Below are 18625 nucleotides of genomic sequence, written 5' to 3' on the forward strand. Positions count from 1 at the left end.
AGACATGCTAATTCTACCTGATTGGGTCACAGCACACGTGGCTGGAAAGGAAGGATTGGCATGTGGTTTGCTAGAAAAGGGCGAAGTCTGGTTGGAAAAACAATGAAGTCGGTACTTGTAAGTGGTGTGTTGATCACGAGTGTCTGGTCCCTGGCGGCTTGTTCGGCATCATCCATTGAGCAGGAGCGGAAGGTCTACACCCGTGAAGCGACAGATGAAGGAAATGTGCGGGCACAGAGTCAAGGACACGGATTAAACGGTGAATTGGTGAGTGAGATCAGTAAGAGTTTTGAAGCAAAAGGCATTCAACTGATGAATAATATGTCTGCCGATGACGGTCATGGTGGGATCTCTTATATGTATTTGTTAAATGGAAGTGGCAGACACATCGTGAAAGTCCATATTTTCAGTGATGCTGCAACCCGGGCTGCCAGTATGAAACAAATGTATAGTGAGAATCGTGATGAGGCTGTCTTGGAGAATGCGCTTGGCCGGACAACGATTCGTAGCAAAGGATACGTCTCACTCGTTTATACAGCTTCTGGTGGGGAAAAGGACAAGTATGAACAGGATGTGTTGCAGGTGTTCCAACATGTGCTGGGGCAACTAAGGTAAGTTGAGCGAGAACCCCTTCGTAATTTACCATACAGCTGAAAATAAACCCGAAAAACCCGTCTGATCTTTCAGACGGGTTTATATATTTCACGCATCACATGCCGCAGCTCGGGCAAAATGAGTTTTTCCATGGCCAATTTGACGGCTCCTTTGGAACCCGGCATGGAGAATACGGCTGTGCGTCCAATCGTTCCAGCGACGGCTCTGCTCAGGATGGCAGCGGAACCGATATCTTCGGTGTAACTGAGAAAACGGAAGATCTCACCAAAGCCCGGTAGTACCTTGTCCAGTAGTGAGGATACTGCTTCGTAGGTTGTATCTCGGGGTGCAATCCCTGTCCCGCCGCTAAGCAGCACGGCTTCAATATCATCACGAACAGCTGCATCTTGCAGGATGCTTCGAATGTTCTCCGTTTCATCTGGTGTGATGATGTATTCAACGATCTGATAACCTGCTTCATTCAGAAGCTGGTGCATGAGCTGGCCACTGGTGTCAGTGTCTTTAGTGCGTGTGTCCGATACTGTAACAATCATGCACGATACCGTGGTTGGAGCTTCCTGGCGATGTTGTTCCACTGAATTAGTCATGAAACTTCCTCCTTCAATCAACATGTCCTCATAGCATAGACCATCCGGTAGAATCAGGCAATGTACTGGGGAAGAGTTGAACGTTATTGCACAACGAATGCGGGATGGTGTACACTCGCTAGATATAGATAGATCAGGTTACAAGAAGGACAATCAGAGAGGTGTATACGCATGAATGAAACGATTTTAAAAGAACAATCCATACCTGTATATATACTGTCAGGTTTTTTGGGGAGTGGCAAAACAACACTGCTTGTTCAGTTGATCGAACATTGGCAACAGCAGGGTTTGCGTCCCGCAGTAGTGATGAATGAGTTAGGCGAAGTCAATCTGGATGGTCAGATTGTGGATTCCACTGTTCCGATGACAGAGATGTTAGGTGGATGCATCTGTTGTACCGTACGTGGTGACTTGGGATTGCAACTTGCTGATCTCGTTCAAGAGGAATCACCGGATGTGATTATCATTGAAGCAACCGGTGCGGCGAATCCAATGGAGATTCTGGATGCGGTAACGGAGACCTCACTCTACATGCGACTGGAACTGAAAAGTCTCATTACCGTTGTGGATGCAGCACATCTGTCTGGTCTGTATCAGGAGCAGAAGGGGCAGACGTTCAAACTGATGCAGGAGCAGATTCGTTGTGCGTCTGTGCTTCTCTTGAACAAAACGGATCGGGTGAGTGCACAGGAACTGCAAGATCTGGAGCAGCTTTTGGCAAAATGGAATGGCTTCGCACCTGTAATCCCTACGGTCAAATGTGAGGTGGAGATGGATCTGTTGCTTCGCAGCGGGGCAGACGTACACGTGCGTGATTCAGCTTCTGAAGCAGGTAAGCCGGCTCACCAAGAGCATCATGTGCATACGGAAGCTTGTGGTACACATGGCTGCAATCATGGTCATGAACATACAGATCATACAGTCCAAGGCGATGATACGAATACTGACGCATCCCATAGCCATGCCCACGGTCACGAGCATTCCGCTCCTCATGCATCACACGAACATGTCATGGTGTATACGCATTATTTCAGTCATCCGGTGAACAGCGAAGCATTTGAACAATTTGTATCTGCTTTGCCACGGGATGTATATCGAGCAAAAGGCATCTTATCGTTTAGTGACACGGCGAGCCGTTTCTGGTTCCAGTATGCCTACCGTGAATCGGATTACATGAAGATCACACCTCAGGGAGAGGTCCCTAATGTTGCTGTGTTTATAGGTGAACATTTTGACCAAACTGTCATTCGTGACCAATTACTGGAATTGGAAGCGATAAAGTAGGTTAGATGATTCAATATTCCTCCGAACTGGGTATTAAGATGCATAGCAAACTTTGCCTGGGAGGTAACTTTAAATGACACAACAACAATATCAACAATGTATCGATGCTTGCCTGGAGTGCATGAATGCATGCAACGTATGTTACATATCGAGTCTGAAAGAATATGATCTGGCGATGTTGCGTGATTGCATTCGTTTGAATCGGGAATGTGCGGAGATCTGCAGTTTTGCTGCACAAGCGATGACGCGTGGAAGTGATTTCATTGCTGAAATATGCGAATTGTGTGTGAAAGCTTGTGAAGCTTGCGCCGCTGAGTGTGGCAAACACCACCATGATCACTGCCAAGCATGTGCAGAGGCTTGCCGCAGATGTGCAGAAGCTTGCCGGTTGATGGCAGCAGTAGCGTAAATATTATTTCACTGGAATATATAATTAAACCGATAATGACCGTTGTCCCCTAAGGGAAGGCAGTGAACACAAGCATCTGAGACGATGTGCCTATGTGTTGCCTTTCAGTAGGGGATTTTTAATGTAGGTTGCCAAGTCTGATCGTGGTATGTATAATGATGGCAATGAATTGAAACGAAGAATATCAATGATCGGGAGAGTAGCCAGATCCATACATGACAGCGAGCCGGAAGAGGTGGAAGCCGGTATGACATGACCTGAGTGAACCGCACCCGTGAGATGGTTATCCGAAAAGATGTACGTATCCCGATTGGGATAGGCCATATCTGTCTGAGGGTAATCCGGCTTGCGACCGTTATACGCATCGAGCGGAACAGGTTCTACTGGTATGCATGTTGATGCATATTAAGAGTAAGCTGTTCACCTAGAGTGGTACCGCGGGAACTGTTAAGTCAGCTCTCGTCTCTTATTTAGAGACGAGAGCTTTTTTTGTGTTTATTTTCAGCCAATAATGAATGGATAAGGAGTGTTTGACATGTTGATGAAGCAGGCTGCGGCCGATATTGCCCCTTTAACGGGATTGAATGAACAAGAGGTTCTGAGATTACTGGAAGTCCCACCACAGGCGGAGATGGGTGATGCAGCATTCCCTTGTTTTGCATTAGCGAAGTCATTAAAGAAAGCACCGGCAGTCATTGCAACTGAGCTCGCAACGGGATTGCAGGCATCTGGAATTGAAGCGACTCCCGCCGGGCCGTATGTAAATATCCGTTTTAATCGGGAGAAGCTCGCGCCGAATCTGCTGAAAGAACTGGGGAATGCGGCATTTGGTAAGCTTCAGCTTGGTCGAGGTTCACGTGTTGTAATTGATATGTCTTCCCCTAACATCGCAAAACCCTTCGGAATTGGACATTTGCGTTCTACTGTAATCGGTGCAGCACTGTATCGGCTGTATAACGAAGCGGGTTATACCTCCGTAAGTGTGAATCACTTGGGAGACTGGGGAACCCAGTTTGGCAAGCAGATCGCAGCGTACAAACGGTGGGGCAATGATGAAGCGTTGCAGGCAGACCCGATCCGTACGTCCCTGGAACTGTATGTGCGCTTCCACGATGAGGCGGAGAACGATCCTTCTCTGGAGATTGAGGCACGCGAGTGGTTCCGCAAGCTGGAGCAAGGGGATGATGAAGCACAGCGGTTATGGGCGTTCTTTGTGGAAGTGAGCATGAAGGAATTCAACCGGATGTATGAACGCCTGAATGTACAGTTCGACCATACGCTGGGAGAAAGCTTTTACAATGACAAGATGGGCGCAGTGGTTGAAGAACTGAAGGCAAAAGGTTTACTTGAAGAGAGTGATGGTGCACTCGTGGTACGTCTGGAAGATGAGAACATGCCCCCATGCCTGATTATCAAAAAAGATGGAACAACAATCTATCCTACTCGGGATTTGGCTACGGCAGTTTATCGTCATGAGGTGATGAAGGCAGATCGGTTGTTATACGTGGTCGGAGGCGAGCAGAAGTTACATTTCCGTCAGGTATTTGCGGTCCTATCCCGGATGGGGCATGAATGGTCTGCAAAGTGTGAACATATCCCGTTTGGCTTAATGCGTTTTGAGGGAAGGAAAATGTCCACCCGCCGCGGTAAAGTCGTCTTTTTGCAGGAAGTGTTGGATGAGGCAGTTGCTCGTGCTTTACAGATTATTCAGGAGAAAAACCCGAATCTGGAGAACCCTCAGAAGGTGGCTGAGGCGGTCGGTGTAGGTGCCATTGTCTTCGGTGATCTGCGTAATAATCGGCTTAACGACGTGGACTTCTCATTGGAAGATGCGGTGAGTTTTGAAGGGGAGACCGGACCTTATGTGCAATATACCCATGCCCGGATTCAAAGTGTGCTTGCCAAGGCAGAAGAGGCGATCCGCGTGGCAAATGAAAACACTCTGACTAACGGCACGATTTCAGATGATGTAAATGACACAGGGACTACTTCATCCAGTATCGGAGATACCTCATGGGCATTGCTGAAACTGCTCGGGGAATATCCCGAGTATCTTGAAAAAGCAATTCATCGGAATGAGCCTTCGGTCATTGCCAAATATACAATAGATGTCGCTCAGGCGTTCAACCGCTTCTATCACGCTGAGCGGATTGCGGATGCGTCATCTGATGTAAGATCCTTCCGGGTGGCATTGGCCAAACGGACTGCCGAACGCCTCGCGTACAGTTTACATTTGCTAGGTGTGCAAGCTCCAGAGCGGATGTGATCCCAGGTGATATGGAGTACACGTGGACTTTTCAAGAAAGCCAATCAAGATGTACCAGACTCATCAGGTCGAGGTATGTTGCTTCAACAAGTGAGCAAGCGATTAGGTAATGCTCAAGTACTTGATGAAATTAATCTGGAAGTGAAGCAGGGCGAATGTGCTGTACTTGTTGGCAGAAACGGCTCGGGCAAAAGCACGTTGCTACGTATGTTGGCAGGTATTTTGTTACCCGATACAGGATCGATCCAGCGCACAATGAAGGGTTCTGATGGGTATGCAGTAGATGGCCTGCCACGTTTGCCCTTTACCTCTGGAGAGTATTTGTGGGACATGGGTCGGATTCGGGGCATTCGCCCCGAAGTACTGCGTGGGCGGATTAGAGAACTTAGTGAACTTTTATATCTCGATACCGCGATAGATCAGAAGTTACCCCTATTATCCAAGGGCACATTGCAAAAAGTGAATTTGATTCAGGCCCTGTTACCTGGACCGGGTGGTCTTTTGTTACTGGATGAACCTTTATCAGGCTTGGATATTCCAGCTCAAGAGGCAGTGGTATCCTTATTGGGACAATGGAAGGATGAAGGGACATCCATCGTTACAGCTTGTCATGAACCGTTGCTAATTGAACGTTTGGCAGACCAGGTGATTGTGTTGAAGAAAGGCCGCGTGCTCCGCTATTGGAGTCGTGAAGATATACTTCAAGCTGGCGAACCCGTTGTACGTATTCAAAGTCTGATGGAAGCTGGAGAGGATCTGGCTAACGATCTATCGATTGTACAACAACCGGGAGTACTTTCTTTAGTTCGTAATACAAGCTTGGAGAAATCCAATGCTTGGTTGTGGGATTGGAAAGTAGTTCAACAATCAACAGATGATGTCCTCAGAATGATTCTGGCTTCCGGAGGTTCGGTTGTGTCTGTACAACAGGAAGAAAGTCAATTACATATGGAAAGTCTGCTGGAAGGACAACATCCAGCTGTACATGCGAGTCGTGAAGGTGTCACAGAATCTGTGGACTTAAGCTCTTCCATGGATGATGCGGGGGGAGAAGTCAAATGATCTATCTGACCCGATATTTGTTAAGGCATCACATTCGCTCACAGAAATATTTTGCACCGGTTATCTTTTATATCATCGCCATGCTGCTGATTTATTCCTACAAACCCAACCCTATTGCGGACAGTTACAGTGTTACGGCTATGCTGTTATTTCTGGCAGCTGCTTGGCTCGGAGTAATGGTGATGAATACCGAACCTGCAAAGCAGTATCAATTACTCGTCCTTCATGCAGGAAGCAGGCGTAAGGTTGTAACAAGTCAACTCATCTGTGCCTGGATAATGCAATTCATGCTCACTGTAATCACTGTGCTGTATCCCGTGTTCGCGGGAATGTTCGAGAAACAACCTACAGGTGAGGAGTGGATGATGACTTGGTTAGGACATCTGGGGTTATCGTTGCTGGGATTGGGCATCAGTGTATTTTTTCAAAAATCGTACATTCCCTTGCTTAGTCGAAGTATGCCTGCTCTCATTATTGTATTATTACTATCGTTTATCCAAGGTTCCTTAAGTGAACGTTTGCCTGAATCGTTAGAATGGCTTGGCCGCATTCTTCCGCCAGCTTTTTATCTGGTTCGTGAGATGATGTTATTTGATGAATCAAAGATGGACTCTTTTGTTTCGGTTATGCTGTGGACTGTGCTCTATGCATTAGGGTTACTAATCATCCATGTGTGGCTGTCCGGAAGAAGAGATCTGCGGAGTTAGAAGACGTGCTTCCCGATAACTTGAATGTTGCTCTTGGTTTGGTTAGGATAGAGGGACATGGAATGGTTAACATTGTACGGTTGAAGGGGGCGCTCGCATATGCAAAATACAGATATCCAGAATGGTGACATGCTGGACAGCGAACACTCCAGGGAATTGTTTGCCTATTACGGATTGGCAGTGTACTACGGGCAGGCGCTTGAACAGCAGCTGGTCAATCTGATTTTATTAATGAAAATGTCTCAGGGCAAAGCCGTGTCTGAAGAGGATCTGGAAGATCTGTACGAACGAAAGATGAGCAGTTCACTGGGGCAGCTCATTCACGAAGTGCGCCATCATTTTACATTCTCCGAGGAAGAGACTCTTCAATTGAATGAGTTATGGCAGCAACGTAACCGTATCGTACATCACTACTTCAAGGAACGAATCCATGAGACATTCAGTCCGGAAGGACGATCACGTATGATTAAGGAATTGGAGGATTTCAAAGACCGTGCACAGGAGTTGGAGATCCGTCTTCAGCAATATACGGGTGCCTGGATCGCAGAGCTTGGTCTGGATGCCGAATCCGCAGCAGCTCTGCAAACGCTGGAGCGGATGCATACCGAGAGTATGCAAGCAAGGGCTTTGGAAGAGGATGAATGACAAGCAAACGGATAACGAAACGCTGGATTGTAATTACGGCTCTAGCTGTAGTATTAGTTGGAATCCTGTGGACAGTGGTTACCGCAATCCGTATATCAGCATATACGGATGAGGGTTCATCCAGGATATCGGATACAGCAATCATTCTGGGCGCAGCTGTGGCGGGGGATAACCCTTCACCTGTATTTCGCGAACGTATTGAACACGGGATTGAATTATACCGTCAGGGTACCGTTCGTAATCTGCTTTTCACAGGTGGATCAAGTGGTGATGGAGAACATACGGAAGCTGAAGTGGGTCAGAAGTATGCCATCGCACATGGAGTAGATCCTGCGGACATTCGCATAGAGACCAAATCCAGAATTACCGAGGAGAATCTAATCAATTCAATTCCGATTGGTGAACAGGCCGGTTATCAAACCTATACGATTGTGAGTGATCCATTACATATGAAACGGGCCATGAAGCTGGCTGCCGGACTGGGTATGGATGCCGTACCATCTCCGACACGAACTACGGCTTATCGAACCTGGCGAAGCAAGTTTCCTTTTCTCGCAAGAGAGACCGTGATGTATATGGGATATACGATCAAAGGATGGATAGACAATCCGCAGCAACCATGAGGTTGCGCGCGGATTGTTTTTTTGTCTGGCCGAAATAAACAGTAACGGAATTTGAATCCCGATGAAAATACAAAAAAACGATTTACACCGCAAACCCTGAGGTAGCTGTGTAGATCGGTTTTGTTTTGCCGTCGAGTACATCATTTTGATCGGTTACTTAAAGAGCTTTCTGTTTTACTCTGTTATGCATTGCCTCCGGCAAAGGAGGTTGAGGTTGGAATGATCTCACCCGACGGATTCCCGTTGGTTGCACTCGCTGTTGCTTGCGCACCTTGCTGAAGCTGATACATCTTATAATAGCGGCCTTTAAGCTCCATCAGTTCATCATGTGAACCTTGCTCAACGATACGCCCGCGATGCAGAACCAGAATTTGATCTGCCGAACGAATGGTGGAGAGACGGTGAGCAATGATGAAGGTGGTACGTCCTTTTTTGAGGACTTCGAGTGCGTTCTGAATTAATGCTTCCGTTTCCGTATCAATATTGGCTGTCGCTTCATCCAAAATGAGGATGGCCGGATCAAACGCCAGTGCACGAGCAAAGGAGATCAACTGACGCTGTCCAGCAGACAATGTGCTTCCTTTTTCGATGACAGGTTCGTCAAAGCCTTTAGGCAAATGAGCCAGTATGCGTTCAGCACCTACATCACGCAGCGCCTGTTCAATTCGTTCACGGGAGATCTTCTCATCGCCGAGACTGACGTTGGAAGCAATGGTGCCTGTGAACAGATACGGGTCCTGCAATACAATCCCCATATGCTCGCGAATCCACTGTTTAGGCAGATCTTTGACGTTCTGACCGTCAATCGTGATCTTGCCTTTTTGCGGGTCATAGAACCGGAATAGCAGGTTGATAATTGAGCTTTTACCTGAACCGGTATGACCGACCAGAGCGACCGTCTGACCTTGGGATGCTTTGAATGAGATATTGTGAAGCACGTAATCTTTTTTATAGGCAAAGGATACATCATCGAAGACAACATTCCCTTTGTATCTTGGCATAGAGCCATCGGTTACGGCTTCTCCCTTTTCATCCATCAGCTCAAAGACGCGTCCAGCAGATACGAGGGAGGAGTCCAGGTTGGCGAGTTGATTCACCATACCGGTGATTGGCTGGAACAAGCGACCCAGAACATCTACGAAGGCATACAGAACACCAAGGGAGATAATACTTGTGCCATCCAGCACACTGGAACCGAAGTACCACAGGACCACCGCAAATGCGATATTCCGTAATACGTTAACCAGGTTGTGTGAGGTGAAGGCATTCAGGTTCAGCATTTTGTTCTGGTGTTTCATATAGTCATCATTCAGATCTTCGAATTCCTGTTTGGTTTGTTTCTGATGGCGGAATACGCGGATAATGGACATCCCCTGAATGGACTCGTTAATGATTGCATTGATCTCACTCAGTCGGGATCGAATGATCGTGTTGTAGCGAGTAGCGAATTTGCGATAGAGCACAATCCATGTAATGAGCATCGGCACAACGAATAATGAGATTAGACCCAGGCGAACATCAAGCAGGAAGAGTGCGACATACACACCTGTAATCGTGATGATTCCTGAGAAAAAGTTCGAAAGAACAGCAACGAACAGATCTTTTACGGCTTCTGTATCGTTTGTGACCCGAGATACAACTTTACCTGCGGGCAGGTTATCAAAAAAGTGCACCGGCAGTCGCTGAATATGGGCATACACATCGTTACGCAGTCTTTGAATGACCTTGTTGGCCGAGGATTGCAGCCAGAAAGTTTTACCAAACTCCATAATGACCGAGATCACGAGGAAGATCATGTAATACACAATTAATTGATAGATGCTGGGCATCTCCGGTTTGTAAAAAGCAAACAGTTCACCAGCGGACAGGGGGTGTGCCGCATATTGGCCTGTTACCTCACCTGCGCGTGTAACCGTGAGGGTTCCATCCGTATATGTGCGGTCCCCGTCAGGTGCGCTTACCGGTTCGTTTACAAAATAAAAACTTCTGCCGGCTTGTAATACCCGCACTTCGGAACCTTTGTTTTCATCCGGTTCGAACAAGCCTTCGCGTTTGTAGTTCTTACCGTTGTAGACTGCGGCTTCATCTGAAGCTGTCGTCTCATAGAAAGGCTGCTCAATCGCGAGCAAGTGATTGTCGATCATGGATTTGGCGATGAACGGCCCGGCAAGCTCGGCCGCAACACCAATGGTAAGCATAATTAATGCAGCGATAAATGTTCCTTTGGCTTTCAAGGCGTAATCAAGCAGCCTTTTGCCTGTATTAGACTTCAATGAATTGACCTCCTACGTGGACAGATTGGACTCGACCTGTTGCCGTTCATACTGTTCACGGTACCAGCCGTTCATGGCTAACAATTCCTGGTGAGTGCCTTCTTCCGTAATTTTCCCGTGCTCCAGTACGATGATTCGGTCAGCGTGTTCAATAGCAGACAGGCGATGAGTCGAGATCAGCGTGGTTTTGCCCGAGCGTTTGTTGCGTATATTTTCAATGATTTTGGCTTCAGTACGTGCATCGACAGCAGATAAGGCATCATCAAGGATCAGGATATCAGGATTAGCAATAAAGGCACGCGCCAGCGATACCCGCTGTTTCTGTCCACCGGACAGAGAGATTCCTTTTTCACCAACGAGTGTATCCAGTCCATCGGATAAGGTCCCCAGATCCCCGTCAAAAGCGGCGGTACGAATGGCTTCCATGATGACTTCATCACTGGCCCCAGGTTGACCGAATTGAATGTTTTGACGAACTGATTTGGAGAACAGAACTTGTTCCTGTGGTACGTACCCAATCCAGCTGTGCAAGTCATCTTTGGCGATATCCTGAATTGGATGACCCGAGATGCTTAATGTGCCCGAACCGGCAGGGTATTCATGAAGCAGTTGTTTGAGCAAAGTAGACTTACCGCTACCCGTACGACCCACAACACCTAATGTTTGACCCCGTCGTAGCGAAAAGCTGATGTGACTGAGATTGTCGACAGTGGAACTTGGGTAACGGAATGTAACATCCTGCATCGCAATTTCTTCCGGATTCGTAACGTGAGCAGGTTGCTCCACATCTTGTACGGCAGGTTCTACCGATAAAGTCTCGTTGACCCGATCAAGCGAAGCGCTACCACGTTGCATCAGGTTAATTAATTCGCCGATGGCAAACATGGGCCAGATCATCATCCCCAGGTACATGTTAAACGATACGAGATCCCCCAGGGTAATTTCATTATGAAATACAAGATAAATGCCGTAGGCAAGTGCAATCACATAACTGAGTCCAACGAAGAGGCGGATGGTGGGTTCAAATAGGGCATCCATTCTGGCAACAGCCAGGTTTTTGCGATACACATCTTCGGTCACGTCGGCGAACCGTTTCTCGTCCAGACGTTCCTGCACATAAGCACGCACGACACGAATCCCGGCGATGGATTCCAGCACCTGGTCGTTCATATCTCCGAATGCATCCTGTGCCAGGGTGTAACGTTGATGTACAGCTTTACCATAGATCATCATGGCAATGGCGATAAAAGGTAATGGCAGGATTGCCGCCAAGGTCAGTTTCCAACTAACCAGGAAACCCATGGCGAACAATACGGTGGCCAGAAAGGCTGTAGAGTCTGTTAAGGTCAGCATGCCGAAGCCTGCTGTAGTGGCAATGGAACGAAGATCATTGGTGGCCCGAGCCATCAGATCTCCTGTTCTGTTTTTCTCAAAAAAGGGAGGAGTCATCCGTAACAAGTGGTCCATAAAGCGTGAACGAAGCAGCCGCTCCACTAGGTTGGCACCACCAAACAGTTTGTGCATCCAAACGTATGTAACCAGATAGATAATGATGACCGTTCCTAGAATAAGCAAAATATAACGCGTAAGTGAGGTGCCGGTAATGGAACCGCGCACAATCTCGTCGATGGCATTACCAAGAAGACGAGGAGGCAGCAGTTCGGCAATGCCCACCAGAATAAGCAAGATGACACCGGTTAGGTATCGTTTGCGTTCCAGCCGGAAGAACCAGGCCAGGTTTTTAAGTACAGAGAACAAGTGTTATCCCTTCCTTTCGATGTCCGAGAGATGCAAATTCCGTTCATGAATGCCGAAATGTACCCATAAAAAAAGACATACCGCACGCAGGCGGTATGTCTTCATATAATCATACGGCAGCATGGCTCAGAGAACAGAGCCGTCACCATATATAAGTTCGATTGTGAGTATACATCACAGAGGTTCTAATGAAAGATCGCCTGTCATGCCGACTTATGAACGGAATAATGATTTCGGGTGTGCTCCGGTATTTAGTTGTGTGCTGAATTGACCTATCATATGTTTGTTAAACACCGTAATCACCCTTTCTTTTTTTGGAAATAAATACAATGTAGACCTCGTATGTTTGCATCTTAACACCGGCTTTTACAATCTGTCAAACATTTTTCACAACTTATTTTGTCTTTATGTGGTCACTCGGGTTTGTATTCAAGTCCCTGTCGAGATATGATGGAACATATATATACAGAAGGAGCTGACACCAAATGAGTACCATACATGTATCCGATCAAGCTGCTCGCTGGTACAAGGAAGAGCTGAATTTGAACGAGGGAGACAGCATTCGATTTTTTGCACGTTATAGCTCTGGCGGAGGTCTTCACCCTGGATTTTCGCTAGGTATTGCTGTAGAGAAACCAAGACATCCTGCGGATCAAACCGAAGTTTCGGGGATTCAATTCTTTATGGAAGATCACGATTATTGGTATCTGAAAGGGCACCAACTGCATGTGGACATCGTTGATGAAGGTCAGGATATCGAATATCGTTACACGGAAGTCTAATGCTTGAAGTATTCTGTTAAGCAATAGGTGGATTACAGGTCGCCACCGGCTTCCGAGTAGGAGGAGGGGATAAGCAGTGAATCTGCCACCACGAGATTTGGCCCAGTATATCGCAAAACGCTCTCATATTGTTGTAAAAGCGGCGGTGCGGGCTGAGAACGAACAAGGTGAATTACTGCTGATTCAGCATGCTGAACATGGTCACTGGCGGTTGCCAGCAGGTGAGATGCGCCCGGGTGAGGCTATTGAAGATGCTGCACATCGGGAGTTATGGGAAGAGACAGGTTGGACTGCTGATACCATGACACTGGAAGGTCTCTATTCGGGGCCTGACCTTCGGTATCTGCATTCAAGCGGAGATGAAGAGTATTATGTCATTGCCCTGTTTCGGACAGTGATCATTCAGGATGACCTTGTGGAGTCGCGTGTAAATAGTGATGCAGGTCTGAAGTTTTTTGCGCTGGAGTCGTTACCACCTCTTAATCAGATTAGCCGAATCCTGTTAGCGCGGGATATTGCAGAATAAAATAAGTGTTGACCGCAAAAAAATGACCTTGGCATGCACGATAAAGTGGATGCCAAGGTCATTTTTTTAAAAATCCGATTCTGGTGCTCAGAGCATGAATTACACCTGATCCAATGGTTCATCATCCATCGCAAAATCAAAATCATCAATATCAAATACCTGTACAGGTGATTCAGACTCAATTATGCGTGCAATCAGTTCAACCTGATCGGTGAGAATCGGGATACTCAGGCGCTGAGATGTCAGCAGCAGTTCGGTCTCAATGGGATCGAAATACTCCCCGTACTGTGCCGTATCTATTGCATTGATAATGGCAATGGATACTTGGTCACCAAATAAAATGGAGGGGCTTTTGGCCCATGGAACAAGTAACGCACGCTCTATTTTTTTCTTATTCAGCGGTTCCTCGAAATAAGAAATCATTTCATTGATTTTGGATTTCACATGCTGATCATCTGCCGGGTTATCCATCATGGGATCAGGACTGGTCTGGAATTCATATAGCTCAAGGATGGTGGTATAAGGAACAATATATTCAACAGGCGCGGGCGGCGCTAGCAATTGACCGTAAATGGCCACCATCACGGCTTCTGTAATAAACTGACGTGACATGGTTCCTTAATCCTCCTGCGCCATTAATAGTTGCAAAGTGAATCTATATTTTCATGCAACAGCATAACCACAATATGCATTATACTGCTGTAGACTCGTGTACATGATTTGCATGAATAGAAGTATATCACACAACGGTGGGAAATACAGCCAATCTGCATAGCATGTAAGGTCACAAGCTTCACAATTTGATTCAGGATTTGCCCAGCAGCAATGATAAAATTCCCGCCGCAATCAATGGACCCACAGGTACACCCTTGAATAGGGCAACCCCAAGTACCGTTCCGATTAACAGCCCTGCAACGACAGTTGGCTGTGTACCCATCAACGTAGCGCCACGTCCTCCGAGATATGCCACCAGTAATCCTACGCCAATAGCGAGCAGTGACTTCCAGTGCAGGAAAGACTCACCGATCGTCTGCAGACTCATCTTGCCACTGGCAAGAGGTGCCATCACGCCAATGGTCAGAATGATAATGCCCAGTGTAAGTCCGTATTTTTCAAGCCATGGAAATGCCTGATTCAGGTTCAGGACTCGTAGCAACAACAGAAATACCATCGCTACGGTCACAGGTGTGTTGCTGCTGATAATCCCGAGAGCCGCAAATACGAGCAACAGCAGGGAAGTCATATCCATTGTTTTCATTTCCCTTCAGTCTGTCCACGTTGTTTGCTAACGATATGTTCCGCAATGTAACGTCCATGCCAGCGCCCGGATTCAATAAAGACTTCATTGGCATTACGACCCGAAGCGATGACTCCGCCTACATATACACCAGGTACGCTGCTTTCCATCGTTTGTGCATCATATAGAGGTTTATCCATATCATCAGACATCTCCACACCTACCGACGTGAGTAGTTGACGATCTGGCCGGAAACCGGTCATTGCTAGTACGAAGTCATTATCCAGTTCCCGAGTGGAACCATCCGCGTGTATCAGGCGAATCGAATCATCCAGTATTTCATTCACGCGTGATTCCAGGTGGAGTGTGATATGACCTTTTGTCACCATGCTCTCGAATAGCGGACGTACCCATGGTTTAATATGCTGGGACAGACCACTGCCGCGATAAACCATATCAATATGTGCTCCGACCCGAACCAGTTCCATGGCCGCATCCACGGCTGAGTTGCTTCCGCCAATAATGGCGACACGTGTACGGGTATACGGGTGGGCTTCCCGGAAGTAGTGGGTTACCTTATCTTTATCTTCTCCAGGGATGCCGAGATAGTTAGGATGGTCAAAATAACCGGTAGCTACAACTACATTGCGTCCAACATGTACGATGGCCTCCCCGCGGCGATTGAGCGTATGTACCTCAAACGTACCATCATCCTTGCGTTTAATTTCACGGGCTTCCTCATAGTTATGAACACGCAGACCAAAATGTTCGGCTACCCTGCGATAATAGGCAAGTGCTTCATAACGAAACGGTTTATCATTAGGTGTGCTGAACGGAACGTTTCCGATCTCAAGCAGCGGGGCTGTGCTGAAAAACTGCATATGGGTTGGATACAGATAAATAGATTGAACGATATTGTATTTCTCAACGATCACAGCGGACAGTCCCAGCCGCTCACATTCAATGGCAGCAGACAGACCGCATGGGCCTCCGCCGATAATAATGACATCTTCCATGTTCTTAATCCTCCTTATTTCAAGCAATATAATCCTACCGTAAATAACGAGCCAATGCCAGTTCAAGCGTGGAGTTTAATTAGACAAGCTTACTTGAAAGCAAAGGAGTTGACGTGTAGAGGAGAAAAGACTAATATCAAATTAGATATATATCTAATTGAAAGCGAGATGAACGATGATGCAGCTGGAGAAAATTGTGGCTTATCATAAAGCGTTGGCTGACCCGACCCGGCTTCGAATGCTGCTGTTATTGGCACAGGGTGAACTGCACGGACAGGCACTTGCCGAGCGGCTGAATCTGTCACAGCCAACCGTGACACATCATGCATCCAAGCTGAGAGAGGCGGCGCTGATTAAGGAACGACGGGAGAAAAATACAGTGTATTTCACACTCAATCCTTCGTTTATCCGTGAGAATGCACAGGCTTCGATTGATTTTATCTTTAATCGAGAGGAGGTTACGGATATGAGTGATGTGAACGAAACATTGAAAGCGTCGGTCATGAGAAATTTTTTCTCCAAAGATGGACGACTGCGTCAGATTCCGGCTCAATACAAGAAAAAACTGATTGTACTTGGTCATCTGGTCGAGCAGCTTGAATTTGGTCGGAAGTATACGGAAAAAGAAATCAATACATTTATAAAGCAATACCATGAAGACTTTGCCACGATTCGGCGGGAATTTATCATGCATCAGTTCATGTATCGGGAAGAGGATATCTATGAATTGAATCCGAAGGAAATGTGGACACGCTGGGATCAGGTTAAATAGAGTAGCTGGTGGTGAAAAAAGTTTGGGCTTGACAACTGTTAAGCTCAGTGTGTAACATAATGGATAATTCTACAAGGGAGGCGATTGTTTATGACAAATTTAAATGCAGTATACGTTAATTTGAATATGAACAGCGTCTCCGGAACGGATCAAAGCATGTAATTTTGCGTTAGATGGATAGCAGTATCCATTGTAACGTGAAGTATCGCATGCTCAGATGAAGCCACGGGTGACGCACCCGTGGCTTTTTTGTTTGCCGATAAAAGGGTGTTCCTGAATGGTTTATATCGGAGGGTTAAGTATTCTATCCGGTAGATCTACAAGAAGGGGTGATCTTTGATTCGGCTAACTACCTATTGCCACGGGTGTATTTCTACTCGTGGTTTTTTGTTTTGATCTGAACCGGAGATGATTGTTCACTCGGCTTGAACGAAGTAAACAACTTATTTTGGGAGGAATTTTTATTTTAGATAACCATATTGAGAAGTACGGCTGGTCAGCAAAGTGGCAGGAACTGTGGCAAGAGACAGGGATGGAAGAGCAGGAGAAAAAGCCAGCCAGAATTATCGCAGACCATGGACATCTGCTACGTTTGATTACAGAAGAGGGCGAATGCTGGGGAAGGATTTCGGGCCGAATGCGTCATGATAGTCTGGAGACCAGCTTGGCACCGGCGGTTGGAGATTGGGTGGCCATTACAGGTCAGTCGGGTGAAGAAGCAATTATTCACAATCTGGTGCCACGTCGGAGCAGGGTATCAAGGCAGGCGGCAGGTCCGGTGACCAAGGAACAATTAATCGCCGCAAACGTAGATACACTGTTAATCGTGGCAGCACTTAATCATGATTTCAACCTTAGAAGGCTCGAAAGATACGTGCTGATGGCTTGGAATGGTGGCGTAAGGCCAGTCATTGTTCTGAGCAAAAGTGATCTGTGCAACAATGTGGAAGAACAGATCCGAAGTGTAGAAGGGATTGCTCCAGGCGTTGAAGTGCTTGCGATATCTGCAGTGGAGGGTCAAGGTAAATCCTTACTGGAACGATATTTGCAGCCAGGGCTGACTGTTGCGCTCACAGGATCTTCTGGCAGTGGCAAGTCTACGCTGGTGAACTGGATGATGGGTGAGGATGTGCAGCTTACGCAATCCGTTCGCGAGGGAGACAGCCGTGGGAGACATACGACAACACACCGGGAGATGTTTGTACTTCCACAGGGAGCCGTATTGATCGATACTCCAGGAATGCGCGAGCTTAATCTCTGGGATGAGGGCAATGATGGGCTGTCACATGCGTTTGGAGAAATTGAAGAACTTGCGGCCACGTGCAGATTTCTGGATTGCAGTCATACGCGGGAAGCTGGATGTGCAGTGAAAGAGGCCATACAGGATGGTTCATTGGATGAAAAAAGACTGAATAATTATCTGAAAATGCAGAAGGAATTGCAATATCAGCAACGCAAGGAAGAAGTGGCATCCAGAAGGCGTACTGCTTCCAGCAAACCGGCCAATAGTCGCAAACCCAAGCACTCCCGTAGTGTGAAAGAGTGGGAGGAAGCCTGAAATCAGGCGGGCATCATCCGGTATCTTGCATAAGATAGGTCAGGAGGGATGTCATTATGCCAGATTACAGGATTATTGTAGATCTTTCTGACCACATGTTATATCTTCTGGACGGCAATCAGGTGATTAAGGGCTATCCCGTAGGCACCGGCAAGATGCTCACGCAGACTCCAAACGGGGAGTTCACTATTATTAACAAACAATCGAATCCAGGTGGGCCATTTGGCGTATTCTGGATGGGACTGTCTGCTCCCCATTATGGGATACACGGAACCAATGAGCCTTGGTCTATTGGCAAATCCGTCTCCCATGGTTGTATACGCATGTACAACTCGGATGTACTGGATTTGTCTTCCAAGGTATCTGTAGGCACTAGGGTAACGATCCGGCCGTAGGGCCGGATTTTACTTTTATAAGAGGTAATTTAGTGGATGAATTTGGAATTAAAGAAAGAAGAATATATAATATGGTAAAGTTGCGGCAGTTACGAGAGAAAGCGAGTGAT

The 18625-nt window shown here is 46.9% G+C and carries 19 protein-coding genes; 13 read left to right on the forward strand and 6 right to left on the reverse strand.

Annotation, left to right across the window (positions count from 1 at the left end; translation table 11 throughout):
• Positions 1 to 60 precede the first annotated feature (60 nt).
• A complete protein-coding gene (locus MKY95_RS12550) occupies positions 61 to 615 on the forward strand; it encodes a hypothetical protein (RefSeq protein WP_339198979.1) in 555 nt (184 codons plus the stop codon).
• Between the two features lie 68 nt (positions 616 to 683).
• Here MKY95_RS12550 and MKY95_RS12555 read toward each other — a convergent pair whose 3' ends face one another.
• A complete protein-coding gene (locus MKY95_RS12555) occupies positions 684 to 1202 on the reverse strand; it encodes a MogA/MoaB family molybdenum cofactor biosynthesis protein (protein WP_339198983.1) in 519 nt (172 codons plus the stop codon).
• 171 nt (positions 1203 to 1373) lie between these two features.
• Here MKY95_RS12555 and MKY95_RS12560 point away from each other — a divergent pair, with 171 nt between their 5' ends.
• The 7 genes from MKY95_RS12560 (at position 1374) to MKY95_RS12590 (ending at position 8198) form a co-directional block, all read left to right on the forward strand.
• Positions 1374 to 2486 carry a GTP-binding protein gene (locus MKY95_RS12560; RefSeq protein WP_339198985.1) on the forward strand — a complete coding sequence of 371 codons (1113 nt, stop codon included), beginning with the start codon at positions 1374 to 1376 and terminating at the stop codon, positions 2484 to 2486.
• Positions 2487 to 2559: 73 nt separating this feature from the next.
• A complete protein-coding gene (locus MKY95_RS12565; protein WP_036609230.1) occupies positions 2560 to 2895 on the forward strand; it encodes a four-helix bundle copper-binding protein in 336 nt (111 codons plus the stop codon).
• Between the two features lie 535 nt (positions 2896 to 3430).
• Entirely contained in the window at positions 3431 to 5161 is a 1731-nt protein-coding gene (gene argS / locus MKY95_RS12570; protein ID WP_339198988.1) for an arginine--tRNA ligase, read from the forward strand.
• A gap of 6 nt (positions 5162 to 5167) precedes the next feature.
• Positions 5168 to 6223, forward strand: a complete 1056-nt coding sequence (locus MKY95_RS12575) for an ABC transporter ATP-binding protein (RefSeq protein WP_339198990.1) — start codon at positions 5168 to 5170, stop codon at positions 6221 to 6223.
• Positions 6220 to 6930 carry a hypothetical protein gene (locus tag MKY95_RS12580; RefSeq protein ID WP_339198993.1) on the forward strand — a complete coding sequence of 237 codons (711 nt, stop codon included), beginning with the start codon at positions 6220 to 6222 and terminating at the stop codon, positions 6928 to 6930. The genes MKY95_RS12575 and MKY95_RS12580 overlap by 4 nt, the downstream gene beginning before the upstream one ends.
• 99 nt (positions 6931 to 7029) lie before the next feature.
• Positions 7030 to 7575 carry a hypothetical protein gene (locus MKY95_RS12585; RefSeq protein ID WP_051447120.1) on the forward strand — a complete coding sequence of 182 codons (546 nt, stop codon included), beginning with the start codon at positions 7030 to 7032 and terminating at the stop codon, positions 7573 to 7575.
• A complete protein-coding gene (locus tag MKY95_RS12590; RefSeq protein ID WP_339198997.1) occupies positions 7572 to 8198 on the forward strand; it encodes a YdcF family protein in 627 nt (208 codons plus the stop codon). The genes MKY95_RS12585 and MKY95_RS12590 overlap by 4 nt, the downstream gene beginning before the upstream one ends.
• Before the next feature lie 182 nt (positions 8199 to 8380).
• Here MKY95_RS12590 and MKY95_RS12595 read toward each other — a convergent pair whose 3' ends face one another.
• Positions 8381 to 10471 carry an ABC transporter ATP-binding protein gene (locus MKY95_RS12595; protein ID WP_339199000.1) on the reverse strand — a complete coding sequence of 697 codons (2091 nt, stop codon included), beginning with the start codon at positions 10469 to 10471 and terminating at the stop codon, positions 8381 to 8383.
• 12 nt (positions 10472 to 10483) lie between these two features.
• Entirely contained in the window at positions 10484 to 12229 is a 1746-nt protein-coding gene (locus MKY95_RS12600; protein WP_036609220.1) for an ABC transporter transmembrane domain-containing protein, read from the reverse strand.
• A 485-nt stretch (positions 12230 to 12714) separates the two neighbouring features.
• Between MKY95_RS12600 and MKY95_RS12605 the strand changes: the two genes are divergently transcribed.
• Both MKY95_RS12605 and MKY95_RS12610 read left to right on the forward strand, forming a co-directional pair.
• The gene (locus MKY95_RS12605; protein WP_036609218.1) at positions 12715 to 13011 is read left to right on the forward strand and encodes a HesB/YadR/YfhF family protein; all 297 of its coding nucleotides are present in this window, start codon (positions 12715 to 12717) and stop codon (positions 13009 to 13011) included.
• Positions 13012 to 13087: 76 nt separating this feature from the next.
• On the forward strand, positions 13088 to 13537 hold the full coding sequence (locus MKY95_RS12610) for an NUDIX domain-containing protein (protein WP_036609216.1): 450 nt from the start codon (positions 13088 to 13090) through the stop codon (positions 13535 to 13537).
• Between the two features lie 99 nt (positions 13538 to 13636).
• Here the strand turns inward: MKY95_RS12610 and MKY95_RS12615 are convergent, their stop codons facing one another.
• From MKY95_RS12615 to MKY95_RS12625, 3 genes are all read right to left on the reverse strand, one after another.
• Positions 13637 to 14149, reverse strand: a complete 513-nt coding sequence (locus tag MKY95_RS12615; RefSeq protein ID WP_036609214.1) for a hypothetical protein — start codon at positions 14147 to 14149, stop codon at positions 13637 to 13639.
• A gap of 193 nt (positions 14150 to 14342) precedes the next feature.
• Complete coding sequence (locus MKY95_RS12620) at positions 14343 to 14786, reverse strand: DUF441 domain-containing protein (protein WP_036609212.1); 444 nt, start codon at positions 14784 to 14786, stop codon at positions 14343 to 14345.
• Between the two features lie 5 nt (positions 14787 to 14791).
• The gene (locus MKY95_RS12625; protein ID WP_036609210.1) at positions 14792 to 15790 is read right to left on the reverse strand and encodes a YpdA family putative bacillithiol disulfide reductase; all 999 of its coding nucleotides are present in this window, start codon (positions 15788 to 15790) and stop codon (positions 14792 to 14794) included.
• Positions 15791 to 15968: 178 nt separating this feature from the next.
• On the opposite strand from MKY95_RS12625, the gene MKY95_RS12630 reads away from it, so the two are divergent.
• From MKY95_RS12630 to MKY95_RS12640, 3 genes are all read left to right on the forward strand, one after another.
• On the forward strand, positions 15969 to 16562 hold the full coding sequence (locus MKY95_RS12630) for a metalloregulator ArsR/SmtB family transcription factor (protein WP_036609208.1): 594 nt from the start codon (positions 15969 to 15971) through the stop codon (positions 16560 to 16562).
• A gap of 448 nt (positions 16563 to 17010) precedes the next feature.
• On the forward strand, positions 17011 to 18120 hold the full coding sequence (gene rsgA, locus MKY95_RS12635) for a ribosome small subunit-dependent GTPase A (RefSeq protein ID WP_051447125.1): 1110 nt from the start codon (positions 17011 to 17013) through the stop codon (positions 18118 to 18120).
• Positions 18121 to 18176: 56 nt separating this feature from the next.
• Complete coding sequence (locus MKY95_RS12640; RefSeq protein WP_036609207.1) at positions 18177 to 18515, forward strand: L,D-transpeptidase; 339 nt, start codon at positions 18177 to 18179, stop codon at positions 18513 to 18515.
• Positions 18516 to 18625 lie beyond the last annotated feature (110 nt).

Source organism: Paenibacillus sp. FSL P4-0176 (genome assembly GCF_037975265.1).
In the GTDB taxonomy this organism is placed as follows: Bacteria; Bacillota; Bacilli; order Paenibacillales; family Paenibacillaceae; genus Paenibacillus; species Paenibacillus amylolyticus.